The sequence below is a fragment of the Brevinematales bacterium genome, from assembly GCA_026415355.1.
GTDB lineage: Bacteria > Spirochaetota > Brevinematia > DTOW01 > DTOW01 > SKYB106.
The window spans coordinates 84,529-110,730 of the sequence record JAOAHF010000005.1 but is presented as its reverse complement, the minus strand read 5'-3'; the positions used below and the strand labels follow the sequence as shown (position 1 = coordinate 110,730).

Sequence of the window (26,202 nt, the reverse complement as noted above, 5' to 3'; positions counted from 1 at the left end):
TTTATTTCTTCTTGTGTTAAATCAGTTTGATAAGGATTTATTACTTTTCTATTCCTTCTTCTTTTACGGGTTTTATTATGTATATATTATTTTCTTCTGAAAGTTTTATTATTTCTCCATCATCGATTTTTGTACCGAATTCGTCGTATATGACTTTGACAATTGGCCTGAATGGAGATGCTGGATCTGATGATATTACCTTTGCTATTGCTCTTGTATTTAGCATGACATATGATCCTACAGGATATATTGACATCATTCTTATGAACACTTTTAGTATATCTGGATCAAACTTTGTGCTTCCTTCTGCGAGTATATTTTTCATTGCTTCGAATGACATCATTCTATCTCTATAAACTCTTTTTCTAATCATTGCTTCATAAGTGTCTACTATTCCTGCTATTCTAGCGTATTCTGATATCTGGAGTTTTTCAAGTTTTCTAGGATATCCTGATCCATCCCATCTTTCGTGATGTTCGAGACATATTCTACCAACTTCTGGAGAAAAGTTATTTTCCTGAACTACTGCTTTGTATCCTAGTACTGTATGTGCTTTTATTTTGTTATACTCTTCTGGAGTTAGTTTTGATTCTCTTTCGAGTATGGTCATAGGTACAAATATCATGCCTATGTCCATTAGAATGAGTCCTGTTGCTAGTAATTTTAGTTTTTGTTCGGGGTATTGTAATTCTTGTCCTAATAATAGTCCTAATATAGTTAGGTTAGCTACATGGCTTGGTAAGTATTTTGATCCTTCTGATTTGTGAACTAATCCTATAAATATGTTTCTATCTTTTATTTCTTTAATTTTACCAATTATTGTTTCAACTAGAGTTTGTACTTTTTCAGGATATATTTCTTTTGTAGATTTATAATTTGTGTATATTGAATCTATACTACTGACTATTGATTTGTAAAATGTTTCAAGTTTTTCTATTTCTGTTGATAGTACATCTTGGGTTATATGATCTTCTTCTTTTACCTTTACTATACCTTTTAGATCACCTGTGGTTTCGACAAATTTTATACCTTTTCTTTTTATATCGTCTATTATCCGTTGGGTGATTGGTGTATTTGGTTCGAGTAGTATTTCGTAGTTATCACCAAAAAGAGTTCTGCTGAAGACCATCCCAGGTTTTAACTCTTCTACTGGTATTTTCTTCATTTGTGATTTTGGTTCCATATTCTAACCTCTGTTGTCCTCTATTCAACATTTTCGGAATTATATAAATTCTTAATAATTAGAGCGTCATATTCAATATTTGAGCTTTCGCTTATTATAACTCCTTCGACTTCAAAGTATTTAAGTGCTTTTATTACAAATTTGTAGTTAAACTTTGTTTCATCAAAAGTGTTGTGAAATTTTTCTCCTTTAGGGCCGTATTCTATACCGCTTAGATGTATGTGCATATTTTTTAGAGCTTGATCTCCGAGTTCTTTGCCTATGTATTCGAATATTTCATATATTTCTTTTTCTGTATTGTACCCGCCTATAGTTCTTGCGTAAAGATGAGAGAAATCTATGCAAGGTAGTACATTGTCGAAATGTTTTGATACTTCAACTACTTCTTCGAGTGATCCAAATTGTGAAGGTTTTCCCATAGTTTCAGGTCTGATCCATACGTTGAAATTATGCCCTAGTTCTTTTAACTCACTATTTATTTCTTCGATAGCTTTTATAACTTTTGATAAAACTATATGGGGGTGATCTTCTAGGTAAAAAGCCGGATGGAAAACCATACTCCAACCATTTGCTTTTTCAAGAGCCATTATTGTCTTCTTTATGTGTTCTTTACTCTTAATATACTTTTCTTTTTCTTTTGCGTTTAGATTGATATAATAGGGAGCATGTGCTGTAAAAACAATGTTCTTATTTTTGCCGTACTCTCCTATTTTAATCATTTCACTATCTTTAGTCCTTACACCGTGTACGAATTCTATCTCCATACCATCAAGTTCGAGTTCAACTATTCTGTCTATACCTTTATATATTGTTTGAGGATGTGGAGTTGATAAAGGAATACCTGCTGTCAGAACTTTTAAACCTTTGAAGTTTTTGCTTATCATAATCACTAAAAATATAAAAAATTCTTTGATCTATTTACTACAAAAGCTTTAAATGAAATTTAAAGGTTTAGATTCTTTAGATGAAATAGTTGTCCTAACGATATTCCACCATCGTTTGGAGGTACTTTCTTATTAGTGTAAACATCAAATCCTTCAAGTTTTAGTTCTTCTATCAGTTTATCGACCAAAAGGCTGTTTTGAAAGACTCCTCCACTGAGTGCTACATTTTTGCATTTTTTTATTTTACTTATTTCTGTAACGCACTCCTTTATTACTCTAACCATTGTATTATGGAATTTTATGCTTATATCCTCTTTTGGTAATCCGTTTTTTATATCACTAATTATTCCTACTATTATCTTTCTCCAATCAATTATGTTGTTTTTTATATCATATTCATAGGTGTCAATTATGTTTCTTTGAGACTTATATGCTTCGAATTCTAGTTCCATAGCAGATTGTCCTTCGAAATGTGAGTAGTTTGATATACCTAGTATTGAAGATACTCCATCAAACAGTCTACCTGCACCACTAGAATTTACAAAAATTTTCTTTTTGAACATTTCTGCTATTTTTTCAAAATTGTCTATATGTCCAAATATATTTCTTGCTTCATTTTCAAGATTTGAAGTGATGAGTAGGGCTATACCTATTCTGTAAGTTTCTTTAATAGCTTTGTCTCCACCTATCAATGGTATGGGGAGAAAGTGAAATATTCTTTCAAAACTGTTGTTTGATACGAATATAAATTCACTACCCCATATTTCTCCATTGTTACCATATCCGGTCCCATCCCAACTTACTCCTATTACTTTTTCTTCAATGTTGTTTTCAGCCATTACGGATAGTATATGAGAAAAATGATGTTGTACTTTTACAAGAGGTATTGACATTTCTTTGGATATTTTTTCTGCGTATTGAGTGGAGATGTAGTCAGGATGTAAGTCAGATACTATATATTTTGGAGTGATATCGTAAAATTTGAGAAAGTCTTTTATACTCTTTTCGAATGCTTTTACGGATTCTAATGTTTCTAAATCGCCTATGTGCTGGCTTAAAATTATGTAATTTTCCAATGAGATTGCTATAGTATTCTTTAGATGTCCTCCAACTGCTAGTGCGTGTGGTAATTTTATATTTAGAAGAATTGGTTTAGGTACATAACCTCTTGCTCTTCTTATAATTATTTGGTTTCCCCCGGGAGTAACCTTTACTACGCTATCATCAATATGTCTTACTATTCTGCGGTTGTGTATGAGAAAATAATCTGCTATTCCGTTTAATCTTTCGAAAGCTTCTTCGTTATCGATGCATATAGGTTCATCAGAGATGTTGGCACTAGTACATACTATTGGTATCTTGACTTCTTCCATCAAAATATTGTGTAGTGGAGAATAGGGTATCATACAACCTAAGAATGGGTTTCTAGGTGAAACATAATTTGAAATCTTTATGTTATCTCTTTTTTTAAGTAGTACTATAGGACTTATGTATGAAGCTAGCAGTTCTTTTTCTTTGTCTGATAGGTAACAATAATTCTGTATTTCTTCTATATTTCTAAACATTAGGGCGAATGGTTTTTCCTCTCTTTTTTTTCTCTTTCTAAGTTCTTTTACAACACTATCGTTATCAGCTCTGCACACTAGTTGAAATCCTCCTATACCTTTTATAGCAATTATATTACCTTGAAGGATCAAGGATGCAGTTTTTTGTATGACTTTTTTTATGTAATTTCTTTTTTCTTCTTCTTCTTCTTCTTCTTCTGTTTTAGGTAACTCTTTTATTAGAGGTATCTTGTTCTTGTCCAATAACTGTATATTAGGTCCACATTCAAAACAGGCAACAGGTTGAGCATGAAACCTGCGATTTTGAATATCTTCATATTCTTTTTTACAAAAACTACACATTGTAAATTCTTTCATTGAGGTGTTTACTCTATCATAGGGTACATCTTCGACTATCGAAAATCTAGGTCCACAATTTGTACAGTTTATAAATGGATAGTAAAATCTTTTGTCTTCGGGAGTATGTAACTCTATTTTACAATGTTGACATATAGCCATATCTGGTGGAATTACTGGTAGTTTCTTATTGCCAGATGTACTTTGAATTATTTTAAAATCTTTTTCGTTTTTAGTTGGTTTTTCTTTGATTTTTATGTAGAATATTTCTGCTGATGGAGGGTGAGATGATTTTAGAATTTCTATAAATTCGTTCAGTTTATTACTATCTCCTTCTACTTCTACGTATACTCCAGTGCTGTCGTTTTTGACGTATCCACCTAATTTAAGTTCATTTGCTAGTTTGTATACAAATGGTCTAAATCCAACTCCTTCAACGAGTCCATTTATTTCGATGAGTAATCTTTTACGATTGTACATATCAGAATTATTTTCAATATTTTCTCTTTTTTACAACTCACAGGTTTTTGTATTTAGTTTATCTAATTCTAGTTTAAACTATGGAGTATGCTAGTTTATAATAAGTTTTACTATGGTAGCTGTTAAACTTGAGAATGTTGAAAAGTATTTTGGTGAATTTAAAGCTTTGGATGGTGTTTCATTTGAGATAAATGAGGGCGAGATTGTAGGTTTTTTGGGGCCTAATGGTGCAGGAAAAACTACGACGATGAGAATAATCACAGGATTTATGGAACAGACAAGTGGTAAAGTAAATGTTTATGGATTTGATAATCTTACTCAGGCTGATGAGATAAAGCAAATAATAGGTTACTTGCCTGAACATCCACCTCTGTATCCTGAACTTTCTGTTGAGGAATATCTTTATTTTGTTGGAGAAATAAAAGATGTACCTCAGAAAGAGATGAAGAGAAGAGTTGAAGAAGTTATAGAACTTGTTGGATTGCAAGAAAAGAGAAGATTTTTGATATCCCATTTATCCAAGGGGTATAAACAGAGAGTAGGTATAGCGCAGGCTATAATACATAGTCCTAAGTTGCTTATACTAGATGAGCCTACCATAGGTCTTGATCCTATACAGATAATAGAAGTGAGAGAACTAATAAAAAAACTATCAGTGGCTGAAAAAAGAACAATAATACTCTCAACTCATATCTTACAGGAAGTAAATTATGTGTGCCAGAGAGCAATAATAATCAATAAAGGTAAAATTGTAAATGATGTACCTATAACTAGTGCTGGTAAGAGACAGTTTATAGTTAGAGTTAATAAGCCTATAGAAGATCTAAAGATAGATAGTAATATTGAATACTCACGACATGGAGTGAATAATATAAGAGTTGCTGTGAGTAGAGATGAAGAATTGGAAGGTTTTATTAGAATGTTAATATCTCAGGATTTTGTGCCACTAGAGATAACACCAGTTTCAACAGAGATAGAGAAGATTTTTGTTGATTCTGTATATTCGTAGTCTTTGTAGGTAGTTTGTATCATTTTTGAGTGATTATTGATTCAAAAATTTTGTATAAAATGAAAATGAGACGTTTTTTCTTTCAATATTCATAGAGTATGAATAAAGAAAGTAAGATTGAATTTATACTGAATTCAAAACTTCTTTTTATCATAAGGACAGACGATTTTGATAGTGCGATGAAGTCATTTGATGCACTTGTTGAAAGTGGAGCTAAGGTTATCGAATTCACATCTACTATACCGAATTATCATATAGCTATCAGAAAAGCTAAGACGATAGTTTCTGGTGAAGATATACTTATAGGTGCAGGAACTGTGCTTGATGTAGAGATTGCTAAAAAGTCAATGGAAGGAGATCCTGATTTTTTAGTTAATCCTACTCAAAACTTTGATATTCTTGATGTTATACCCAGCGATAAAGTCGTATTTATGGGAGGATTTACACCTACCGAGATCATTCAGAATTTTCGTAGAGGAGTAGATTTTGTAAAAATATTTCCTGCTTTTGTTTTAGGACATAGGTTCATAAGTTCTTTGAAGATGGGTCCCCTGCCATTTATTAGAGTACTTTCAAGTGGTGGTATGAGCTTGGAAGTTGTAGAGGATTATATAAAAGCAGGTGCTGATGTTATTGGGCTTGGTAGTGAAGTCGTTAAGAAAGACTGGATTAGAAGTGGTGATTACAATCTAATAAAAAATGCCGCAAAAGAGTATATTTTGAAAGTTAATGGAATGATCTAACACATAACTCTTGAAAATGTTCCGCCAAGGTTTTGTACTATTAGTCCTTTAACTTCCAATGAAAGCAACAGTGGATATATTTTATTAACACTCATGCCTGAAAGTTCCGCTATCTCATCTAATGATATCTCTTTTGTGATTAAGGAGTATATGTATTTTTCATCTTCTGATAGTGTTTGATTTATATTCTTTGAGATGATTTCGGTAGTACTTTTATAGCCGAGCTCTTCTAGAATTTCTTTGTAATCTAAGAGTAATTTTGCTCCTTTTTTTATAATGAGATTACATCCTTTATGTAAATAGTTTTCGATATTGCCTGGTATTGCAAATAATGATTTATTCTGTTTTAGTGCGTACTCTGCTGTAATTAGTGCTCCTGAGTTTTCTGGTGCTTGTACTACTACAACAACGTCAGAAAGTCCACTTATTATTCTGTTTCTTGCAAAAAAATTTCTTTTAAGTGGTGGTACACCTGGGGGATATTCTGATATTAAACAACCTTTTTCACTGATTTCAAAGAATTCTTTTTTGTGCTCCGGTGGATATATATGATCTAGTCCTCCACCTAAAACTGCTATAGTTTGTCCTCCCTTTTCAATGGTTCTTCTGTGAGCTATTATGTCTATACCTCTAGCTAAACCGCTGATAATAACAACATTATTATTAACTAAAAGATCGACTATATTCCTTGTGTAAAGTTTACCAAGTTCGTCATTTCTTCTTGTTCCTACTATACTACAGTTTATACTGGATTTAAGAAGTTCTTTATTTCCCTTATAGTATATGATGATAGGTCTATTGTTCAATGAGTTTAATCTGTAAGGATAATTACTGTCTTCGATAGTAATGTAATCTACTGAGTACTTGTTTAGTAGTTTATCTATTTCTTCTATTTTCTTTTGAAATAATCCATTCCTGAGATCTTTTAGAATGCTGGTATTAATTTTCAGTATTTTTGATACCTCATTATAGGAAGAAGTGGGAATGTCAAATATAGATCCAAAATTTGATTTTATGTAAGAGTATCTTTTGAACCCAAAGCCTAGCAGGTTTAATAGTAATATTTCTTCTCTTTTCATACTAATTATTATTTAACAGTGAAAGTTGAAATTCTATTACAAAAGCTGATATGAAGAGTATTTGGAAGGAGTAAGAGGGGAGTGAGGTATTTCAAGAATTAGAATAAGATGAGTATAAGGTATCTGATTATATTCTCTACATTTTTTAGATTTTCCGAGTTGAAATCATTTTTTGATGTTTGGTATAATTCACTATACGTGTTAGTAAATTTGATAATCTGTGGTTTGATAGAAGTTTTTTAGAGAGATTATGAATACGTTTTAGGAGTGTTGAAGTTGTTTTAGGAGTTATTATGAATATACTTTTGGTTAATGATGATGGTATAAGAAGCCCAGTTTTAAAAATCTTATATGAAGAACTATCTAAGAGACACAATGTGTATGTGGTAGTGCCTGATGGTAATAGAAGTGGTGCTTCTCAGTCGATAACGGTTTTTAGGAGCATAAATGTTAGAAAGATTGATGATAAGATATTTGCTATAGATGCTATGCCTGCTGATTGTGTTAAGATTGCTTTGCTATCTCTTGTAAAAGAAAAAATAGATTTGACTATTTCTGGTATTAATATAGGCCCTAATTTAGGTATTGATATATACTACTCTGGTACTTTTTCTGCCGCTAGAGAATCTGCCATGCTAGGTGTTAAGTCAATATCGTCGTCAATGAATCTAGGTTGGGAGGAGTATAACGAAAAGCTGTTTAAGCAATCTGCGTTATTTATATCAAAAGTAGTTGATTTTTATCCTATAGACAAATTACCTGTTGACGTATTTCCGAATATAAATATTCCAAATGTTTATTTTGAAGATATCAAGGGTATTAAGCCAGCTAGACCTTACGAAAGGTATTACTTTGAGACTTCCTATATAGAAGAAGAACATAGATCTGAAAATGAAGAAAGTTGTAGGTATATTCTTGATGGTGGTATAAGGCAACATGCAGATATACCAGATTCTGATATATTTCTTTGCAAAAATGGTTATATAACTTATACTATGTATAGTTATTATCCATTTAAGTCTAATGAGAAGTATGAGTTTTTGGTATACGAAAACTTTAGAAAAGCTTTTGATTTTACAAAATCTTATTTTACCCAACAATCACCTTCTCTTTAGGGAAGTTTCCTAGAGGAGTAGGTTGTTTTCTTGCGAGTATTGATAAGAATGTTATAAGTCCTATTTTGCCTATGAACATTAAGAATATTAAAACTAATTTAGCAGGTAGCGACAAATTTTTATTAGTGATTCCACTACTTGTTCCAACTGTACCGAATGCTGATGTTAGTTCGAATATTATCTTAGAAAATCTTTCTTCCCTTACTAGTTCATAGAATATAAATATACATATTGTTAGTATTATGATTGCACCTATTACAACTGCGCTTGCTTTTATGAGCGAGTGAGAATCAATTTCTCTTCTCATGAAGTATATGTAAGGATAAGACTTGATAACTACTATTAGTGCTATAAAGAATAGTGCTATAGTATTCATTTTTACTCCACCTGCTACTGAGATTGATCCTCCACCTATGAACATGAGTATTGAGAAAAATAGATAAGTTGAATCTTTTGCTTGTGTAAAGTCAAATGAAGCAAAACCTGCAGTCCTAAACGATATGCTATTGAATAAGGCATCCACGAAAGGATATTTAACTTGTCTTAAGAAATGATCCCCTTCAAATACGAAAAATGCTAAGGTTCCAAAACTTATTAGTGTTGTATGGCTTATTATCACTATTTTTGTGAATACTGAAATTGATTTTGTATTGACTACTTTTCTATTGAATAACGTATTTATTATTCTTTTTGTTCTTGAGATTATGTAATCAAATATCTCTATTACTGCTATTATTCCTGTGTTACCTAATAGTATTAAGTATGAGAGTGATAGTAAGAAATAAGGATAGTTGTTAAACCTTATTAAACTCTCATCATAGGTTGAGAATCCTGCGTTGTTAAGTGCTGAAACTACATGGAATATGGAATAGAAAATAGACTTTCCTATATCTTTTTCAACTTCGAAGAAATAAGGATAAATTATGAATGCTACTATAATTTGTGAGATAAACGTTAATAGTACAAATTTTAGAATAAGTTTTTGAGTTTGTATTATGTTTTTCATTTCGAACATTGAGGCCATTTTTAGCTTTACTATTGCATCCCCTGATAGTAGTCCAAAGAGAATTCCTACCGTTGATATGAATATTATAAGCAGTCCACCTAATTGTATTGCTATCATGAGTACTAATTGTCCAAAGAATGATAATTCTTTTCCTACGCTTATTGTTGTGAGTCCAGTACATGATATTGCTGATGTTGCTACAAAAAATGTATCTATGAGAGGTATTGGTTCACCTGTTGCTGAGGATATAGGTAGATGTAGTATTACTGCAACTATTATTATTAGAGCAATTGAGGTTAGTAGGTATAAGATTGATGGATAGATGTAGAATAATTTTACTATGTTTACGGTAGTAAGGAAACTCGCAACCGATATCAATAGAAGAGGTATTAAATACCCTAAAAGTACGTCATTATAATTCTTAGGTTCAAATAGTGTTGAAAATATAAACAGGAACATTGATATTAGGAGAATTATTGAAAGTACGATAGATTGCCTTCTTATATAAGGTTCTTTGCTTATTCTTGAGTACTCAAAAAACCTTGATATAACTTGGGGTATTAGGGTAATTAGTAGTAATAGTATTACTCCTTGTCTGTTCCTTAAGAAGAATGAATAGATGTTATTATGGTTAACAAACAACGTTGCTGATATGATAGAGATTATGTAGAACGATGTGACTGTCAAGAAGAGGGTGTTTATGATTTTTATTCTACTTTTGCTTAGCTGGTTGTTTGGCATAAGATATTATTTTTGATTGAATGTTTTGGTACTTAAAGTGAATGAGTAGACCTATGCTGATTACTAGAAGTATTAAACTTAAGATTTGTCCCATAGTTAGTACTCCTAGTATGTACCCTATTTGTGGGTCTGGTTCTCTAAAGAATTCTGATATTATTCTAAACAGTGCATACAGTATACCGAAAAGGGATGCTCTTACTCCTACTGGCATTTTGATATTTTTAGTTGAGTACATTATTATGAATAGTACTAACCCTTCTAAAAGTGCTTCATATAATTGTGATGGATGTCTTGGTAGTTTTTGAGGATCCGTAGCAAATACCATAGCCCAAGGTATACTTTCTGCTACTCTACCATAAAGTTCTTGGTTTATGAAATTACCTATTCTACCGAGACCAAGACCTATAGGTACTAGTATAGCGAGTATATCGAGTATATCAAAAGGGTGATAATTTTTTATTTTTGAATATATATATATTGCTACTATTACACCAATAAGTCCACCATGGAATGACATTCCTCCTTCCCATACTGCTATTATCTTGTTTGGATTTTCCAAATAGTATGGTAGATTGTAAAATATTACGTATCCTATTCTTCCACCTATTATTACTCCTAAAAATACTACAAATACAATATCAAATATGTGATCATAGGTAAGTTTTATAAACTTTTTATTTGACCAGTATATGAGTATTAAATATCCTATTAGAAATCCAAGAGCGTACATTGCTCCGTACCAGGTTGCTCCTAACTGTATTCCAAATAAGTCTATTTTGAATATATACCTTTCAAAAAGGGGTAATACAATAGGTTCCATACAAATTTTATCATAAACGAAGTCTTCAAGTAGTTTAAAGTTTAGATTGTTTCTTGAATTTGTTTAACTAGAATTATTAGACTTAACCCCATATGAGAGTTTTGATAACAGGTGCTACAGGTTTTATAGGGCATCACTTGGTTGATCTTTTGTACAAAGAAGGTTTTAAAATAAAATGTCTTGTTAGAAAAACAAGTAATGTAGCAAAGATAAAAGATAAAGTTGAGCTTGTTTATGGAGAGGTTACGGTTCCTTCGTCTTTGGAAAATGCTGTCAAAGATGTGGATTATGTGATTCACTCTGCTGCTGTTGTGAAAGCTCTGACTAAGGATGAGTATTATAGAGTTAACACTAATGGGACTATAAATCTGTTTGAGGCTGTTTTAAATTATAATCCTAGGATAAAGAGATTTGTTTTCATAAGCTCTCAGGCCGCTAGTAGACCGTCGGATATTCCTATAAGAGAGGAAGTTGTCTCTAATCCTGTTACATCGTACGGAAAATCAAAACTTGAAGCAGAAAAGTTTTTAGAAAATAATATCGATAAAGTTCCAATAACTATTATAAGGCCTAGTGCCGTATATGGGCCTGGAGATAGAGAATTTTTGCCAGTTTACCAAATGGTAAACAAAGGAGTTGAAATTTTAGTTAAGAAGGGAAAAACAAAATTGAGTTTAGTTTACGTCAAAGATTTAGTAAAAAGCATATTTCTTGCTATGGTTTCTGACAAGACTATAGGTAAGAAATATTTCTCGACGTATCCTGAAAGTGTTTATCTTGCTGATTTCTATAGAGAGATTGAGAAAGCACTTGGTAAGAAGTTTGTGTTAAGAATACATGTGCCTGTTTCAGTTCTTTACGGAGTATCCTTTGTAAATACAGTTATCTCAAGATTATTAAGAGTTCCGAGTATGTTTAATTTCGAAAAGGTAAATGAAATAAAAGAGAGTTGGGTTTGTTCTTCAGAAAACCTTATTAGAGATGTAAATATGAAGTATGAGTATTCGTTATCTCAGGGTGTTGAAGAAACTATAAGTTGGGCTAGAGATAATAAGTTACTATAATCTAACTTCTGCATAAAAGTTGTCTGTTTCGTATACTCTTACGAATTCAATTTTAAGAGATATTTGTTTACTTAACTCTAATAGAATGTACTCTGCTATTTTTTCTGCTGTAGGTATAGTCCCTTGTAAGTTAGGGTTTTCGTTGAGATTTGAGTTATTTAGCTTTGAAAGAATATTATTAAGGGTTCTTTCGAGTATTAAGAAATCTATTACCATATTATTTTTATCAAGGGTTTCAGAAGTTACACATGCTTCTACTTTGAAATTGTGGCTGTGTAGAGGTTCTAGCTCACCATTAGGTAGGATAACTCTGTGTTCTGATGAAAAAGAAGATTTTACTACTACACTATACTTCATTTTATATCTTTTTTAGAACTCTGGTAAGTTCATTTCTATCGATTAGTACTACTGGACGATTTTCCGCATATCTTATTGCTTTTGGTGTAAATCTTGAAGTAGTAATACATATCCCCTTTACACCATGTATGGTTTTTACTTTGTCTACAATTAATGATAACACATCGTCATCAACTGGATCGCCACTTCTTGTTACAACAACAAATACTTTACCTTGTCTTACATTAGACCATTTACCGGATCTTTCAAGTGCAACTAGATGTACTGTGTTATCATTTACGATTTTGCTATCTATTACATCATATTCTAGTTCTGATAAAACCTTTTGAGATAATATCTCGAACGTTGATGTTGAACATGTTACGAAATCTTTTAACTTATCATCCATTCTCAAGTCACTATATTTCATAAGTTTTTCTTGTACATCTAGGTAATTTGGACGGTATTGTGCTATTTTTTCCCATTGTTCTATTGCTTCGAGTAATAGTTTTCTATTTTCATACACACCTGCAAGAGCATATCTTATGCCTATTGTTGTATTGTTTTCCTCATTTGAGAATTTAAGTGCTCTTTGGAACTCTCCTATTGCTTTATCGTAATTACCACTATCAAAAGCAATTAATCCTATTTGATAGATAGTCTTTATCTTAAGGTTGTTGTCAGTAGATCTTTCTGCTATTTCAAACTCTTGTAATGCTTTTGAAATATTGTTCATTGATTTGTATATCAAACCTAAATTGTAATGTGCTTCATAATTCTTTGGATCTGCTTTTATACAGTTTATAAATGCATTCATTGCTTCAGCATATCTATTTGAATCAATGTGTATTTTACCAATGTAAAACCAAGCATCAGAAAAAGAAGAGTTTATTTTTACAGCCTTGTTAAGATAATTTAGAGCATTGTCTTTCATATTTCTGTCATAGAATATTTTACCTATATTGAACATAGCCTTATAGTCGTTTGGATCCATCTTGACAATTAGAAGAAACTCCTTTTGAGCTTCTTCGAGTTGACCTAAAGAAATGTATATATCTGCCATTCTATACCTTGCTTGTTTTTCTATTGCTTGGTTTGAGAATTTACCTAGAGATAGTGCTTGTCTGTACTCAACAAGTGCTAAGTCTTTCTTGCCAACCATGTAATAACAATCTGCTAAATAAAGATGTGCCAATGGATTTTTTTCATCTTTCTTTAGATATTCTTCTAAGTCTATTATTGCGCTATTATAGTTTTTATCATCTATTTTCTTTTTTATCGAGTCAAGTTTCAGAGGCTGAACAAAAGACCTGAATAAAAATGTTATAACTATAATAAGTATAGCTGTAGCGAAAACTCCTAAAATTAAAATATCTTCCATACTATAATCCTATACTCAAGTTTCGTTATATTATTCTAAAAAATTTAGATGTAGATTTAAACTTTTTAACTTCTAATTTTGGTTATGGTTTTTATATGAAGAAAGTCAAATGGTAGTTGTTTTTGGTGCCTTGGCTTAATTATTAAAACTTGAAAAAATCCAAAATTGTTTTTAGATTATAAAAACACTACAAGTAAAGGAGGATTTTTATGGAAGCTTTATTAGCTGTAGGTGTGTTAGCTCCTGATTTTATTGGAATTACTGATGAGGGTAAGCAAGTGAAACTTTCTGATTATAGAGGTAAGTATGTTGTTCTTTACTTTTATCCTAAGAATGACACCCCTGGTTGTACCAAGCAAGCTTGTAATTTGAGAGATAATATGGAGACTCTTGCTTCGAATGATGTTGTTGTTATAGGTGTTAGTACTGATTCTGAGGAATCTCACAGAAAGTTTAAGAAGAAGTATAATTTAAATTTTACTTTAATCGCAGATAAAGATAAAAAAATATCTTCTATGTATGGTGTTTTAGGTTTTGCTGGTATGGCTAGTAGAGTAACATTTCTGATAGATAGAGATGGTAAGATATTGTACATATGGGACAAAGTTAATGTTAGTAAACATGCAGAGGAAGTTATGGAAAAGCTCAAAGAATTCAAGAAGTAGTGTTATTCTGAATATTCCTTATAGAACTTTATAACTTTGTCTACATATTCTTGTGTTTCTTCGATGTTAGGTATACCATTTGATTTTATTACTCTATCTGGACCTGCGTTGTAGGCTGAAAGTGCTAAAAATAGATTTCCATTAAACTTATCTAACATCATTCTTAAATATTTTGTTCCACCCATTATGTTTTCATAGGGGTCAAGCACATTATTCACTCCCATTTCTTTCGCTGTTGAAGGTATAAGTTGCATTAATCCCATTGCATTTTTGGGCGATATTGCTATTGGATTAAAGTTTGATTCTGCTTTTATGACTGCTTTTATAAGTTCTTTTGGAATGTTATACTTTTTAGATGCTTCTTCTATTATGTTGTCGAATTTGTTTTCTCTTGTTTCGTTGGAGATCATAATTTCTCTCCAAGATTCTTCAGGTTTTGAGATAATATTAATTTTATTTTCATCCTGATTTCTGGTTTCAGAGAGTACTTCATTGAGTACTTCTTGGAATGTTTTTGATGGTTTTGATTTTTCTTGAAATGGTGCTATTTCATAGTTGTAAGTTTTTTGTGTTGGGTTTATGTTGATTGTTGAATTTATGTTGTATATATTCTTTTGTATTTCTTGTATTCTATCGTATATTCCTCTTATTCTAGCATGAATAGAGCTTATGTTTTGTACCATATTAAGAGTTTCGTAATTATTAAAAATCTCTTGATTTTTTGTAGTATAGGTTGTGATTTTAGTAAGATTTTTTGATTGTAAATCATTAAGAATTAATTCTCTATGTCTATGGATTACATAGTTATAAGGGGAGCTAGAGAGCATAATCTCAAGAACATAGATTTAAATATTCCAAAGAATAAACTTGTTGTGATAACAGGCCTTTCGGGATCTGGTAAGTCTTCGCTTGCTTTTAATACTATATATGCTGAGGGGGAGAGAAGATATCTAGAATCTGTTTCAACTTATGCCAGACAATTTTTAGGTAGGATGAATAAACCTGATGTTGATAAGATAGAAGGACTTTCTCCTTCGATATCTCTTGAACAGAGTGCTGGTAAATTTAATCCTAGGTCTATAGTAGCTACGGTTACAGAAATATACGACTATATGAGACTTTTATTTGCTAGATGTGGAATGCCAACTTGTTATGTTTGTGGTAGAGAGTTGCAGAAGTTTTCAATTGACGAAATAGTTTCAAGAATTATGAATTTCGAAGGTAATAGGGTTATGATTTTAGCTCCGTTAGTACAGCATAGGAAAGGAACTTTTAAGCATACTATCGAAGAGCTTATAAACAGAGGATTTACTAGATTTGTTATTGATGGTAACTTTGTTGATACTGATGAAAGTGGAATTCCAGAGCTTGAGAAGAATGTGAAGCATAATATTGATGTTGTTGTAGATAGGATTAAGATTTCTGCTGATAGTAGGGGTAGAATTTTTGATAGTGTTGATATTGCTGTTAATTTATCTGATGGTAGTGTAATAATTGAGTTAGTAGACACAAAGGAAATGTTTTTCTTTTCTGACAAGTATATGTGTCCTGAGCATCTAGTTGCTTATACTAAGATTGAGCCGAATTTATTTTCGTTTAATTCACCAGTAGGAGCTTGTCATGTATGTGGTGGATTGGGAGAAAATTATGAATTTGATCCAGATCTTGTAATACCTGATAAATCTCTTTCTATACTAGAAGGTGCTATAAAGCCTTTAGGGAAGCATCAGTTTATTTATTGGGATGAATTGAGAGCTTTGGCAAAGAAATATAATTTTTCTCTTGATACGCCTATTAAAGATTTGCCTCCTGAAATCGTTAACATAATATTGTATGGTTCTGATGAAGAATATAGAGTAATACATTCTTCAAGCAAGTCTTATTGGGAATACACCAATAAGTGGTATGGTATTATAACTTCGTTACAAAGAAGGTATGAGAATGTACAAGATGATGATTCAAGAGAATGGTTTTTACAATTTATGAGAGGCAAGTTATGTGGTGAATGCAATGGTGATAGGCTTAACAAATTCGCTTTATCTGTGAAATTTTTAGGTAAGAATATTATGGAACTTACCAAACTTACTGCATCTAGCCTAAAGGAGTTTTTTGTATCAAATCAGGATAGGCTAAATGAAAGGATTAAGACTATTACAACACCCATAATAAAGGAGATATTACAACGTCTTAATTTTCTTATAGATACAGGTCTTGATTACATAACTCTTGATAGAAAAGTTTCTACTCTGTCTGGTGGTGAACTTCAAAGAATAAGGCTTGCTACGCAGCTTGGATCTGGTCTTTCGGGAATAATATATGTTGTTGATGAACCTACTATAGGTCTTCATCAAAAGGATACAGAAAGACTTATAAATACACTTAAGGGACTTAGAGATTTGGGTAACACTGTTATAGTTGTAGAGCATGATGAAGATGTGATACTGAGTAGCGATTATCTTATAGATTTGGGACCTGGTGCAGGGAGTAAAGGTGGAGAAGTTGTAATTGCTGGGGAGTTGTATAAAGTGATTGAGGATAAACAAACAAAATCACTCACGATAAAGTATCTGAGAGGTGAAGAAAAAATACCCGTTCCAGAAAATAGAAGACAACCAAGAGGGTTTATAAAAATCTACGGATTAAGGGAGCATAACCTCAAAAATATTGATGTAAAAATACCCAAAGGATGTTTAGTATGTGTTACAGGTGTTTCAGGATCTGGTAAGAGTAGTTTTGTGATTGATACATTCTATCCGGCGATACACAATAGGATTTACAAGACTAAGGTAACAGAGGGTAAATATGACAGTATAGAAGGGTATGAGGATATATCGCGTGTTATTATGGTTGATCAAACACCGATAGGTAGAACACCTAGATCAACTCCTGCTACTTATGTAGGAATATTTGGTGAGATAAGAAAGTTATTTGCACTTACAAAAGATGCTAGAGCTAAAGGTTATGATCCGTCTAGGTTTAGTTTTAATGTCAAAGGTGGTAGGTGTGAGTCTTGTCAGGGTCAAGGTATTATTAAAGTCGAGATGAATTTTTTACCCGATGTGTATGTGACTTGTGATGTGTGTAATGGTACTAGGTATAATTCAGAAACTCTTGAAGTTAGATTTAAAGGAAAGAATATATACGAGGTCCTTGAGATGACTATAGATGAGGCATATAAGTTTTTTGAGAATGAAAGATCGATTTCTGACAAGCTCAGAACTTTCATAGATGTTGGTCTTGGTTACCTTAAACTTGGACAGCCTGCTACTACACTTTCAGGTGGAGAAGCACAGAGAGTTAAAATAGTAGAAGAGCTTTCAAAAAAATTTCCAGGACATACTCTTTACATATTAGATGAACCTACGATAGGATTACATTTCGATGATGTTAAAAAACTAGTAAATTCATTACAGATGCTTGTTGACAAAGGTCATACAGTTGTAGTAATAGAACATAATCTTGATCTTGTTAAATGTGCAGACTATATAATAGACTTAGGTCCTGAGGGAGGTGATAGGGGAGGGTATATTGTTGCTGAAGGTACTCCTGAAGATATTATGAGAAATCCAAATTCTTATACTGGTCAGTATCTGAAAAGACATGTACAACGGAACATTAGCAGTAAGATAACATCTCTTTGAACCTTAAAGCATTTTCTGCTGCTTGTCCGTTATGACAGTTGTTAAAAAACACGTAAATCTTTTCAAAGTTTTGATTAGTTTTTATTTTTTCTATCCATTCAAGTAATTCATCATCTGAGTAGAAGTAATCATATCGTGATTTTTCACCTTCATACCATTTAGTTGAGTCTCTACTATGTAGTCTTATGTATCCTATTTTGTTAGTTAGGATGAATTCCCTTGGTGGAAGGTTGCTTATGTTGGGTTCGTCCACGCTAACAAAAGTTATGTTTTCTTCAGATAGTATTTCAAAAACTAGTTTATTGTACCACTCTTTACTTCTAAACTCAACTGCTATGTTATAGTATTGGAATGCTTTTGCTAATTTTACAACATATTCCAAGTTTCTGTTTGAAAAATGGAAACTTTGTGGAAATTGCGCTAAAAAGGTATCGATCATTCCTTTTGATCTCATATTATCAAATGCAGTAAGAAATTCATCTCTTTCTCTCATTGGTATTTCTTGATATGGGGTTGTAAATTCTTTTTGATGCGTAAATATAGAATGTAATTTTGCTGTGAATATGAAATTATTTGGTACATTTTTCTGTATAGAATTCAAAATATACTTGTTGGGTATCCTATAATATGAAAAATTTATTTCAACTGTGTTAAATTTTGTAGAGTAGAAAGTCAAAAATTTGTTTTTGTTAATACCTTGAGGATAAAATCTGTTTATCCAGTCATCATAGCTCCACCCAGAAGTTCCTACTAGTATTGTTTTTTCCATACCCCCCACCAAAAGTTTCTACCTTCTAAAGTCCACTTTTCGTAGTATAGTGTAGGTATAAATGTAGATTTGTACTCTAATGACAATACTTCATCAAATACCCAGTTTCCTAGTATTTTGGTAAATATTTCATTTGTCATATTATAAATATACTCTACATCTGTTGATAGGTGAAATTTCCCACCAACTTTTGTTATTCTATCTATCATACTTAGAAAGCCAATTTCATAAAGTCTGTTTCTCCAATTTCTATCTCTAGGCCAAGGTTCAGGAAAGTTCATGTATGTTTCATTAACTGTGTTGTTGTTGAAGAATAGAGGTAGTATATTAGTAGCATCACCAGAAAGTATTATAGTGTTTTTAAGGCTGTTTCTTTGGATTCTATTTTTACATTTTTTTGCCCTTTTAATGTCAAGTTCAATGCCTATTACTGAATAGTCTACAAATTTTTTGCCTAAGTACTCTAGAAATATGCCATTACCGCTACCAATTTCCAATATTATCTTGTCATTTTCTAAGAATTTGTTTAATTCTTCTATAGTGTATAGACTAAATATTTTATTTGTATAGTTTTTCATAAGTGTATTCTTACTCTGTTTATTTTATATCCAGATACGTCTAAGACTTCAAATGTTATATCTTCAAACTTTATTCTCTCTCCGGCAATAGGTAAAAAGTTGTTGATGGATATAATAAAACCATTTAATGTGTTTATGTTTTTTAACCATGTATACTCTTGATAAAGCTTTTCTGGATTTTTGCCGATTTTCTCAAGTACTGTTTGCAGTTTATCATCACCTTTTGCTATAAATGATTTTGTTGTTTTTTCTTTTCTATCTATTTCTGTAATTGTGTTTAGCATTGTGTTGAGTATTTCTTTGTAGGATATAATTCCAACTACTAACCCCATATCATTTATTACAAAGATTATTTCCTTTAAGTCTATATTGAAATCCTTTATTAGCTTTGTTAGTAGAGTATTTTCATATACTATTATTGATGGTTTTCTCAAAAGGTTTTTTACGTTGAATCTGCTCATATCATCTAGTCTTAGTATATCTTCTATAGTTATATACCCTACAGGATTTATTTTATCTACTACTATTACATAGTTTCTACCGCCAAAATTTTCTACAATTTCTGGTAGTTTTGCATCGGTTTGGATAACCCCAACTTGATTTATAGGTATTGAGATTTCTTTTACTGTTATGTCTTCAATGTTTGAAAGGTTTTTTAATATTTCTGTTATTATTGAGTATTCTCCGTATTCAAATTCGTTTTGTATTGTTGATATTATATTTTCTAAAGAGAGCACATCTTCGGATTTCTTTCTGAAAATTAGCTTACCTATTAGTGCGAAAGGTAGGAGTATTGGATATGTATATATTATTATCTTTTCTTTGTACTTTCTGAATATTGCTTTAGGTAGAACTTCTGAGAATATAAACAAAAATGGTGTTATAAAGGTAACTGATATTATTCCAGATACGATATCTGGTATGTTGAAGCTTTTTACGATTTCGAATATTGATATTGAGAATATTACATTCCATATAGTGTTTAGAAATAAGAAAATAAAAATGAATATTCTTTTGTTTATAACAATAAACTCGACTAATTTATATTTTTTGGATGGCATGTTTATTTTTGATATGTCGTATATATTAAGTGCTATAAACATTGCTTCAAATCCTGAGCTTAAAGCACTTAAGAAGGCAGTTATTATTGCGAGTAGTATAAAATATTCAAACGTCATATCTTATTGAATTACTGCTTCTACGTTTTCAAGTTCTAAAGGGTATACTTCAGGAGTTGTTCTTAATCCAGTTCCTTTTAGTGTACCTTCGGATGATACTATTGTAGTTTTGTCTTGTCTCGAATTGTAGATAGTTCTTGTGTTTGCATCCCATATAAGTCTAGATGTGTATATGGTTGTTTTGTTTTCATAGTTTTGTAATGTTACATTCCCGTACACTTCTGCCTTGTTTTGTTTTGAAAAAAGTTTTCCCTTATTTCCTTTAAGTTCAGAAACTATTCTACCTTCTTTGAAAAACTTTATATTGATATTCTCAAGTTCAACTTCGTTATTTTTGTATACTACAGATCTTTCAGATATTAACTCCCAAGACTTTGTGTTTCGTTTGATATCTGTACCTAGATATTTAAACTCTTTTGATACTAGAAGTACATTATTTGTTCCTACTTTAGGTTCTACTTTTATTATAGGTGGTTCAATATCATAATAACACCCTAATATTAGTAGCGATAGAAAAGGTATTTTTACTAACAAGTATTTCCACATATGTAACATACAGTATATATAGTTATTAGTGATCCTTTCTACTTAGGTAAAATATTTAGAGAAATTGGTTAGTATAGTATGCCTTTATTTAAGAAGAAAGAAATAGTTTGTCTTATTTTATGACTTTTACTCTGCCTTTTGCTGTTGATGATATCATTTCATTATCTTTATCCATAATTACTTCTAGAAGATCGCACTCAAGAACAGTGCTTTCTTTTTTGTTTTGGTAGTAGACTTGTTTTTGTCCGCCTGTGAAAATGTAGAATTTGAGTTCGTTAGTTGTGTTTCCATCAATTACGTTTGATACAATACCCGTCATTTTAAATGCTTCTACGTATAAATCTTTACCATCAACTATTACATTTGTCAAAAGTAGGTATCTGTCTATTTCGTTACTACTTTTGAATGTTACTAGTAGATATTCGGACTTGGAATTTATGTTTTTTGTTTCTACGTTTACGTTGCCATATCCTATGTAGTTAGAGACTGTATTGCTGTATATAGTTACAAAGGCAATATCGCTTCTTATGTTTATATTTGTTGAAAATACTCTTACATCTCCAAACATTCTTGCTAGATTGTTTTTTGATGCATATTCTGTTCTAAATGAATGGGCTCTAAAGTTTTGGTTTGTTATGAAGGTGTTCGTTTCGATATTAACTTTATCTTCGTTAACGTTCATAAATACTCTTTCTCCACCTGCGTACAAGTTATCATTAGATAAATACATCCTCGGATTTGACATAAAAACTACATCTCCTGTATCTCCATAGAATTCGGAATACCCAGATGTTATTTCTATATTCTTTTCGTAATTCTTGAATATTACGTTTCCTTCAGAAATTATGTAGTTTTTAGCTGAGTAGAATTTTATGATGTTTGCTTCTACATAATTTGATCCTCGTATTGCTACTGGTCTTTTTTCTGGTGTACTTTCGAAAAGTGTAAAGTCTTTTTGTATTTTAACTTTGGGGCCTGTTACTACTATTCTGTTGGATTTTTCTTGCTTTTGTGACTGTTTCTTTTGAGAGTAGGTATGGTTAAAAAATGAAAACACTAGCACGAGTGAAAGTATTGTTATGATACTCTTACGCATTTTGTGCCTCCTTTTGTTCTTCATCTTCGTAAAAGATATCACATTCTCCTTCAAACCTAACATCATCTTCCATTCTAAATCTAGGTGATTTTATATTGCCTATAACTTCAGCACCGCTGAATAATTCCACTTTTTTAGTTGCTGTTAAATCTCCTATTACTTTACCTGCTATCATTATTGTTCCTGCGGTTATATTGCCTTGTACGGTGGATGATGGTGAGATTATGACAAAACCGTTTTCTGAGATTATGTTACCCTTAAAGTTACAATCGAGTCTTAGCGATGTTGAAAACTTTATCTCTCCTTCTGATGTTATATCGTTTTTCATAACAGTTTTAACTATGAAATCATCAATGCTGTATGGTATCTTTAGTATCATACAGATACCTCCTAATTTTTATTTAGTTTTCATTTCGTAAACACCATCCCAATCATTTGGGGGTGGATTTTGTATGTACTCATTACACCTTTCAACATATACTTTTGAAGGTCCATCTTTAGGGTCTATCTTAAGGCATTCTTTAAAATAATCTAAAGCTTCAGAAAATTTCATACTTTTGTAGAGTTCTAATCCTTTCTTGTAGTATGCAAGTAATTTAACTTTGTCTGTTTTTGTTACTACCATAGGTAATATTATAATCAGTTATGTTCTAGGTTTCAAAAAATGTCTGAATCTAGAGTTTTTTAAATGGTGTTTCGAATTCTTACTCGAAGAATAGTAAAATTGGAATTTGTATATTCAACCATCCAAAATAATAGGATATGAAAAGGCGTGGATGGTTTGGTGAATTTGGTGGGAAATACATTCCTGAGGTTTTGTATCCTGTTGTAGCGGAACTTGAAGAGGCTTATTACAGTATAGGAAGAACAAAAGAGTTTCGTAGAGAACTTGAGTATCTTTTAAGGAACTACGCTGGTAGACCTACACCTTTGTATTTTGCTGAGAATTTGACAGATTATCTTGGTGGTGCTAAGATATACTTGAAGAGAGAGGATTTATTACATACAGGAGCGCATAAGATAAACAATGCTTTAGGACAAGTTTTGCTTGCTAAGAAAATGGGTAAGACTAGGATTATTGCGGAAACGGGTGCAGGCCAGCATGGAGTTGCTACTGCTACTGCTTGTGCTCTTCTAGGTCTTGATTGTGTTATATACATGGGCAAAATAGACGTTGAAAGACAGAAACCAAATGTATTTCGTATGAAGCTTTTGGGTGCTGAGGTTGTACCTGTTGAGAAAGGAAGTCAGACGTTAAAAGATGCTATAAACGAGGCAATGAGAGATTGGATTCAGAATGTGAATAATACTCTTTACGTCATTGGTTCTGTTGTGGGTCCTCATCCTTATCCTACTATGGTTAGAGATTTTCAATCTGTAATAGGTAGAGAAACATTATCTCAGATTAAGAAAGCGGAAGGTAAGTTACCTGACTTTGTGGTTGCTTGTGTAGGTGGTGGTAGTAATGCTATGGGAATATTTTATCCTTTTATAAAGTATAGTAATGTCAAACTTGTAGGAGTTGAAGCTGGGGGAATTGGAGATAGTATGGGACAACACGCATCAACTCTTTCATTTGGTAGGATAGGGATATTACATGGTGCAAAATCTTACCTTTTGTTTGATGAGAATGGGCAAGTTATCGAAACTCATTCTGTATCGGCAGGATTGGATTATCCTGGAGTAGGACCTGAACACGCATACTTGAAATCTATAGGTAGAGCAGAGTATACCTATGTTAGAGATAGTGAAGCACTTGAAGGTGTTAAAATATTGTCTCGAAAAGAAGGTATCATCCCTGCTCTTGAGCCAGCACATGCGATATTTTATGCTACTAGATTAGCACCTTCCTTACCAAAAAGCAGTGTAATAGTTGTAAATCTTTCAGGTAGAGGAGATAAAGATTTATCCATAATCATGGAAAACATAAGCTATTAAGTTTATAAGAGTGGATCCTGCCTAATAGTAGACTCTATGGAGATATAATCCATTTGCTGGTATGAGGGAAGGTTTGTTTTTTATTTTACCTTCAAGCAATCTTGGGATATATGTAGGATCATTATTTCTTTCGGCTTCCATTATTGAAGATACAATTCCTCTAGCCATGTTATACATAAATCCGTCAGCAACTATTGAAAAGACCAGGAAATCTTTCATTTTAAATATCCTTATCTTTTTCACAAACCTGGTAGTAGTTTTGTATTCTCTTTTTGATGATATTATTGAAAAATCATGTTTTCCTACTAATTCTTTGGCAATATTTGACATGAACTCAATGTTATAGTCTTTTCTATTTGGGATATATGCGTAGTTTCTCAAGAATGGGTAAAGTTTTTCATCACCTAGGAAAATTAGGTAGATATATTTTCTAAATTTTGCTGAGTATCTTGCGTTGAAGTTAAGGTTTACTTCTTCGGAGGAAATTATTCTTATACTTTCTGGTAGTAATCCGTTGAGTATCGGTTTGAATCTATCTGCAGGTATAGAAAAATTTGATGTTTTGAAGTTTGCTACTTGCCTTAGTGAATGTGCTTTTGCATCTGTTCTGCCTGACCCAATTACTTTTACATTTTCTTTTAAGATTTTTGAGATGTGTTTCTCTAGGATTTCTTGTATTGTATTAGGAGTGTTTTTTTGTTTTTGCCATCCGTTATATAAGCTACCGTCATAAGATAGTACGATTTTTATATTCCTACATTCCTGGTGTAATGTACCCATAGTTGCCATTTTCTATGGTAGAGCTTTTATCTTGTATGTTTATGGTTATAATATTTGCTGATACACCTAGTTTATCTTCATTTACAACTCTAGGGTTGCCTACCATGTACATAATCTTGAGTTTTTCATCGTATTTTGCTATTTCACTTGCTATACTTATGTTTTCTGTTTCCAAGATGACATCCTTTTTGAGAAGTGTCATACTTAGATTTAGAAATCTCTCTATTGATTGTGCTTTTATTTTGGTACTACCATTGTTTAATACATATATAACATTTCCTGTTAGCAATTCATAGTTGTTTTTTTTATCTGAAAAGAGATAATCACTGTACAATGTATCGTTGTTTTCTAAGTTAACTATTACCACGTTTGTCATACCTATATGTAGTATATCTCTACCTCCTGAGAATTCAGACATAAAATATTGTGAAGATATAATGTTGTTAGTATTAGATATTTTTACGTTACCTGTTGCTATGTAATTTTTTACTTCATTGTTTGTAAAATTTATTACAATTTTATCCGACTCTAAGGTGAAGTTTGTCCCTATTATTTTCACTCTGCCTGTACCTATGTATTGTGAGATTTCCATTTCTTTTGTAACTTTGTTTGAAGTAATTATTATGATTCCTCTGTCACTTTGTATAACTATATTTGATGATAAAATTGTTGATTTTTCTATAAGCTTTATGATATTTAGTTTTGATAGTACTATTATAGTTTCTGCAAATATTTGGTTATTATTGTTAGACAGATATGCATTTGTTTTTGAAGTTATTGATTCTTCGTTCTGATTTAAGGTTATTGCTTCGCCTTTTAGGAGAATGTTGTTGGATATAACTAGTTGTGGATTTTCATAGAATGTGATGATGTTGTTGTTTCCGAAATACTCGCTGTATCCTCCAAACACTGTAAGGCCACTTTTGGTATCCTTTAAAACAACATTACCTCTGCCGATTGCTAAGTTGTTTGTTTCAAAGTATTCAATAATATCAGCTAACATTTTTGTTGAACCTTTTTCAACATAAGCATTACCTTTGAATCTTGTGTAGTTTCTCTTGAAAAAGCCTTCATCTCCTCCAACTACCATTTTTTCTTTATCTTGTGTTTGTTGCGGTAGATTGGATTTTTGAGCATAAACTGTTACCATTAGCATAACTAATAGTAATATTGAGATTGCAACAATGGTCTTTTTTTTTGGAGGTTTATACTTCATCTCTAGAATAATATAGATTGATGATTATCCCTTTCAAAGTAACTTAGTATCGA

General features: G+C 31.7%; 25 protein-coding genes. 7 read left to right on the top strand and 18 right to left on the bottom strand.

Going from position 1 to position 26,202, the window contains the following annotated elements; genetic code table 11:
• Positions 1 to 40: 40 nt before the first annotated feature.
• The 3 genes from N2712_03075 to hypF are packed head-to-tail and all read right to left on the bottom strand — an operon-like array spanning position 41 to position 4,448.
• Positions 41 to 1,183, bottom strand: a complete 1,143-nt coding sequence (locus tag N2712_03075) for an HD domain-containing protein (protein ID MCX8028958.1) — start codon at positions 1,181 to 1,183, stop codon at positions 41 to 43.
• A gap of 20 nt (positions 1,184 to 1,203) precedes the next feature.
• Positions 1,204 to 2,067 (bottom strand): TIM barrel protein, encoded by an 864-nt coding sequence (locus tag N2712_03070; GenBank protein ID MCX8028957.1) that lies wholly within the window; start codon positions 2,065 to 2,067, stop codon positions 1,204 to 1,206.
• A gap of 59 nt (positions 2,068 to 2,126) precedes the next feature.
• Complete coding sequence (hypF, locus tag N2712_03065; protein ID MCX8028956.1) at positions 2,127 to 4,448, bottom strand: carbamoyltransferase HypF; 2,322 nt, start codon at positions 4,446 to 4,448, stop codon at positions 2,127 to 2,129.
• Between the two features lie 112 nt (positions 4,449 to 4,560).
• Between hypF and N2712_03060 the strand changes: the two genes are divergently transcribed.
• Both N2712_03060 and N2712_03055 read left to right on the top strand, forming a co-directional pair.
• Positions 4,561 to 5,457, top strand: a complete 897-nt coding sequence (locus tag N2712_03060) for an ABC transporter ATP-binding protein (protein ID MCX8028955.1) — start codon at positions 4,561 to 4,563, stop codon at positions 5,455 to 5,457.
• Positions 5,458 to 5,555: 98 nt separating this feature from the next.
• The gene (locus N2712_03055; protein ID MCX8028954.1) at positions 5,556 to 6,200 is read left to right on the top strand and encodes a hypothetical protein; all 645 of its coding nucleotides are present in this window, start codon (positions 5,556 to 5,558) and stop codon (positions 6,198 to 6,200) included.
• Here N2712_03055 and dprA read toward each other — a convergent pair.
• A complete protein-coding gene (gene dprA / locus N2712_03050; protein ID MCX8028953.1) occupies positions 6,197 to 7,279 on the bottom strand; it encodes a DNA-processing protein DprA in 1,083 nt (360 codons plus the stop codon). The two genes, N2712_03055 and dprA, sit on opposite strands and share 4 nt — an antisense overlap.
• A 293-nt stretch (positions 7,280 to 7,572) precedes the next feature.
• On the opposite strand from dprA, the gene surE reads away from it, so the two are divergent.
• A complete protein-coding gene (gene surE, locus N2712_03045) occupies positions 7,573 to 8,394 on the top strand; it encodes a 5'/3'-nucleotidase SurE (protein ID MCX8028952.1) in 822 nt (273 codons plus the stop codon).
• Here surE and N2712_03040 read toward each other — a convergent pair.
• A complete protein-coding gene (locus tag N2712_03040; protein ID MCX8028951.1) occupies positions 8,369 to 10,141 on the bottom strand; it encodes a hypothetical protein in 1,773 nt (590 codons plus the stop codon). The two genes, surE and N2712_03040, sit on opposite strands and share 26 nt — an antisense overlap.
• The gene (lgt, locus tag N2712_03035) at positions 10,113 to 10,961 is read right to left on the bottom strand and encodes a prolipoprotein diacylglyceryl transferase (protein MCX8028950.1); all 849 of its coding nucleotides are present in this window, start codon (positions 10,959 to 10,961) and stop codon (positions 10,113 to 10,115) included. The genes N2712_03040 and lgt overlap by 29 nt, the downstream gene beginning before the upstream one ends.
• Before the next feature lie 92 nt (positions 10,962 to 11,053).
• Between lgt and N2712_03030 the strand changes: the two genes are divergently transcribed.
• Complete coding sequence (locus N2712_03030; GenBank protein MCX8028949.1) at positions 11,054 to 12,025, top strand: SDR family NAD(P)-dependent oxidoreductase; 972 nt, start codon at positions 11,054 to 11,056, stop codon at positions 12,023 to 12,025.
• Here the strand turns inward: N2712_03030 and N2712_03025 are convergent.
• Together N2712_03025 and N2712_03020 are read right to left on the bottom strand one after the other, a co-directional pair.
• Positions 12,020 to 12,382 (bottom strand): 6-carboxytetrahydropterin synthase, encoded by a 363-nt coding sequence (locus tag N2712_03025; protein ID MCX8028948.1) that lies wholly within the window; start codon positions 12,380 to 12,382, stop codon positions 12,020 to 12,022. The genes N2712_03030 and N2712_03025 overlap by 6 nt on opposite strands.
• A 1-nt stretch (position 12,383) precedes the next feature.
• Complete coding sequence (locus tag N2712_03020; protein MCX8028947.1) at positions 12,384 to 13,742, bottom strand: tetratricopeptide repeat protein; 1,359 nt, start codon at positions 13,740 to 13,742, stop codon at positions 12,384 to 12,386.
• A gap of 209 nt (positions 13,743 to 13,951) precedes the next feature.
• Between N2712_03020 and bcp the strand changes: the two genes are divergently transcribed.
• On the top strand, positions 13,952 to 14,407 hold the full coding sequence (gene bcp / locus N2712_03015; GenBank protein MCX8028946.1) for a thioredoxin-dependent thiol peroxidase: 456 nt from the start codon (positions 13,952 to 13,954) through the stop codon (positions 14,405 to 14,407).
• Positions 14,408 to 14,409: 2 nt separating this feature from the next.
• Here bcp and N2712_03010 read toward each other — a convergent pair whose 3' ends face one another.
• Entirely contained in the window at positions 14,410 to 15,090 is a 681-nt protein-coding gene (locus tag N2712_03010; protein MCX8028945.1) for a lytic transglycosylase domain-containing protein, read from the bottom strand.
• A 108-nt stretch (positions 15,091 to 15,198) separates the two neighbouring features.
• Here N2712_03010 and uvrA point away from each other — a divergent pair, with 108 nt between their 5' ends.
• Positions 15,199 to 18,048 (top strand): excinuclease ABC subunit UvrA, encoded by a 2,850-nt coding sequence (uvrA, locus tag N2712_03005; GenBank protein ID MCX8028944.1) that lies wholly within the window; start codon positions 15,199 to 15,201, stop codon positions 18,046 to 18,048.
• Here uvrA and N2712_03000 read toward each other — a convergent pair.
• From N2712_03000 to N2712_02970, 7 genes are all read right to left on the bottom strand, one after another.
• Positions 18,023 to 18,817 (bottom strand): DUF72 domain-containing protein, encoded by a 795-nt coding sequence (locus tag N2712_03000; protein ID MCX8028943.1) that lies wholly within the window; start codon positions 18,815 to 18,817, stop codon positions 18,023 to 18,025. The two genes, uvrA and N2712_03000, sit on opposite strands and share 26 nt — an antisense overlap.
• Complete coding sequence (locus N2712_02995) at positions 18,799 to 19,395, bottom strand: methyltransferase domain-containing protein (protein MCX8028942.1); 597 nt, start codon at positions 19,393 to 19,395, stop codon at positions 18,799 to 18,801. Before N2712_02995 ends, N2712_03000 begins: the two co-directional genes overlap by 19 nt.
• The gene (locus N2712_02990) at positions 19,392 to 20,573 is read right to left on the bottom strand and encodes a CNNM domain-containing protein (GenBank protein ID MCX8028941.1); all 1,182 of its coding nucleotides are present in this window, start codon (positions 20,571 to 20,573) and stop codon (positions 19,392 to 19,394) included. Before N2712_02990 ends, N2712_02995 begins: the two co-directional genes overlap by 4 nt.
• A 3-nt stretch (positions 20,574 to 20,576) precedes the next feature.
• Positions 20,577 to 21,119, bottom strand: a complete 543-nt coding sequence (gene lptC, locus N2712_02985; protein MCX8028940.1) for an LPS export ABC transporter periplasmic protein LptC — start codon at positions 21,117 to 21,119, stop codon at positions 20,577 to 20,579.
• A gap of 112 nt (positions 21,120 to 21,231) precedes the next feature.
• Positions 21,232 to 22,215, bottom strand: coding sequence for a hypothetical protein (locus N2712_02980; protein MCX8028939.1), 984 nt, complete (start codon positions 22,213 to 22,215; stop codon positions 21,232 to 21,234).
• Positions 22,208 to 22,594 (bottom strand): polymer-forming cytoskeletal protein, encoded by a 387-nt coding sequence (locus tag N2712_02975; protein MCX8028938.1) that lies wholly within the window; start codon positions 22,592 to 22,594, stop codon positions 22,208 to 22,210. The genes N2712_02980 and N2712_02975 overlap by 8 nt, the downstream gene beginning before the upstream one ends.
• Positions 22,595 to 22,612: 18 nt before the next feature.
• A complete protein-coding gene (locus N2712_02970) occupies positions 22,613 to 22,840 on the bottom strand; it encodes a tetratricopeptide repeat protein (GenBank protein MCX8028937.1) in 228 nt (75 codons plus the stop codon).
• A gap of 137 nt (positions 22,841 to 22,977) precedes the next feature.
• Between N2712_02970 and trpB the strand changes: the two genes are divergently transcribed.
• Positions 22,978 to 24,153 (top strand): tryptophan synthase subunit beta, encoded by a 1,176-nt coding sequence (gene trpB, locus N2712_02965; GenBank protein MCX8028936.1) that lies wholly within the window; start codon positions 22,978 to 22,980, stop codon positions 24,151 to 24,153.
• 21 nt (positions 24,154 to 24,174) lie between these two features.
• Here the strand turns inward: trpB and truA are convergent, their stop codons facing one another.
• Entirely contained in the window at positions 24,175 to 24,933 is a 759-nt protein-coding gene (truA, locus tag N2712_02960) for a tRNA pseudouridine(38-40) synthase TruA (GenBank protein ID MCX8028935.1), read from the bottom strand.
• Positions 24,908 to 26,149, bottom strand: a complete 1,242-nt coding sequence (locus N2712_02955; GenBank protein ID MCX8028934.1) for a hypothetical protein — start codon at positions 26,147 to 26,149, stop codon at positions 24,908 to 24,910. Before N2712_02955 ends, truA begins: the two co-directional genes overlap by 26 nt.
• Positions 26,150 to 26,202: the final 53 nt, after the last annotated feature.

Coding starts and splice junctions, on each gene's coding strand:
- N2712_03075 (MCX8028958.1), bottom strand. CDS start 1,183: ATGGAACCAAAATCACAAATGAAGAAAATACCAGTAGAAGAGTTAAAA.
- N2712_03070 (MCX8028957.1), bottom strand. CDS start 2,067: ATGATAAGCAAAAACTTCAAAGGTTTAAAAGTTCTGACAGCAGGTATT.
- hypF (MCX8028956.1), bottom strand. CDS start 4,448: ATGTACAATCGTAAAAGATTACTCATCGAAATAAATGGACTCGTTGAA.
- N2712_03060 (MCX8028955.1), top strand. CDS start 4,561: ATGGTAGCTGTTAAACTTGAGAATGTTGAAAAGTATTTTGGTGAATTT.
- N2712_03055 (MCX8028954.1), top strand. CDS start 5,556: ATGAATAAAGAAAGTAAGATTGAATTTATACTGAATTCAAAACTTCTT.
- dprA (MCX8028953.1), bottom strand. CDS start 7,279: ATGAAAAGAGAAGAAATATTACTATTAAACCTGCTAGGCTTTGGGTTC.
- surE (MCX8028952.1), top strand. CDS start 7,573: ATGAATATACTTTTGGTTAATGATGATGGTATAAGAAGCCCAGTTTTA.
- N2712_03040 (MCX8028951.1), bottom strand. CDS start 10,141: ATGCCAAACAACCAGCTAAGCAAAAGTAGAATAAAAATCATAAACACC.
- lgt (MCX8028950.1), bottom strand. CDS start 10,961: ATGGAACCTATTGTATTACCCCTTTTTGAAAGGTATATATTCAAAATA.
- N2712_03030 (MCX8028949.1), top strand. CDS start 11,054: ATGAGAGTTTTGATAACAGGTGCTACAGGTTTTATAGGGCATCACTTG.
- N2712_03025 (MCX8028948.1), bottom strand. CDS start 12,382: ATGAAGTATAGTGTAGTAGTAAAATCTTCTTTTTCATCAGAACACAGA.
- N2712_03020 (MCX8028947.1), bottom strand. CDS start 13,742: ATGGAAGATATTTTAATTTTAGGAGTTTTCGCTACAGCTATACTTATT.
- bcp (MCX8028946.1), top strand. CDS start 13,952: ATGGAAGCTTTATTAGCTGTAGGTGTGTTAGCTCCTGATTTTATTGGA.
- N2712_03010 (MCX8028945.1), bottom strand. CDS start 15,090: ATGGTACAAAACATAAGCTCTATTCATGCTAGAATAAGAGGAATATAC.
- uvrA (MCX8028944.1), top strand. CDS start 15,199: ATGGATTACATAGTTATAAGGGGAGCTAGAGAGCATAATCTCAAGAAC.
- N2712_03000 (MCX8028943.1), bottom strand. CDS start 18,817: ATGGAAAAAACAATACTAGTAGGAACTTCTGGGTGGAGCTATGATGAC.
- N2712_02995 (MCX8028942.1), bottom strand. CDS start 19,395: ATGAAAAACTATACAAATAAAATATTTAGTCTATACACTATAGAAGAA.
- N2712_02990 (MCX8028941.1), bottom strand. CDS start 20,573: ATGACGTTTGAATATTTTATACTACTCGCAATAATAACTGCCTTCTTA.
- lptC (MCX8028940.1), bottom strand. CDS start 21,119: ATGTGGAAATACTTGTTAGTAAAAATACCTTTTCTATCGCTACTAATA.
- N2712_02980 (MCX8028939.1), bottom strand. CDS start 22,215: ATGCGTAAGAGTATCATAACAATACTTTCACTCGTGCTAGTGTTTTCA.
- N2712_02975 (MCX8028938.1), bottom strand. CDS start 22,594: ATGATACTAAAGATACCATACAGCATTGATGATTTCATAGTTAAAACT.
- N2712_02970 (MCX8028937.1), bottom strand. CDS start 22,840: ATGGTAGTAACAAAAACAGACAAAGTTAAATTACTTGCATACTACAAG.
- trpB (MCX8028936.1), top strand. CDS start 22,978: ATGAAAAGGCGTGGATGGTTTGGTGAATTTGGTGGGAAATACATTCCT.
- truA (MCX8028935.1), bottom strand. CDS start 24,933: ATGGGTACATTACACCAGGAATGTAGGAATATAAAAATCGTACTATCT.
- N2712_02955 (MCX8028934.1), bottom strand. CDS start 26,149: ATGAAGTATAAACCTCCAAAAAAAAAGACCATTGTTGCAATCTCAATA.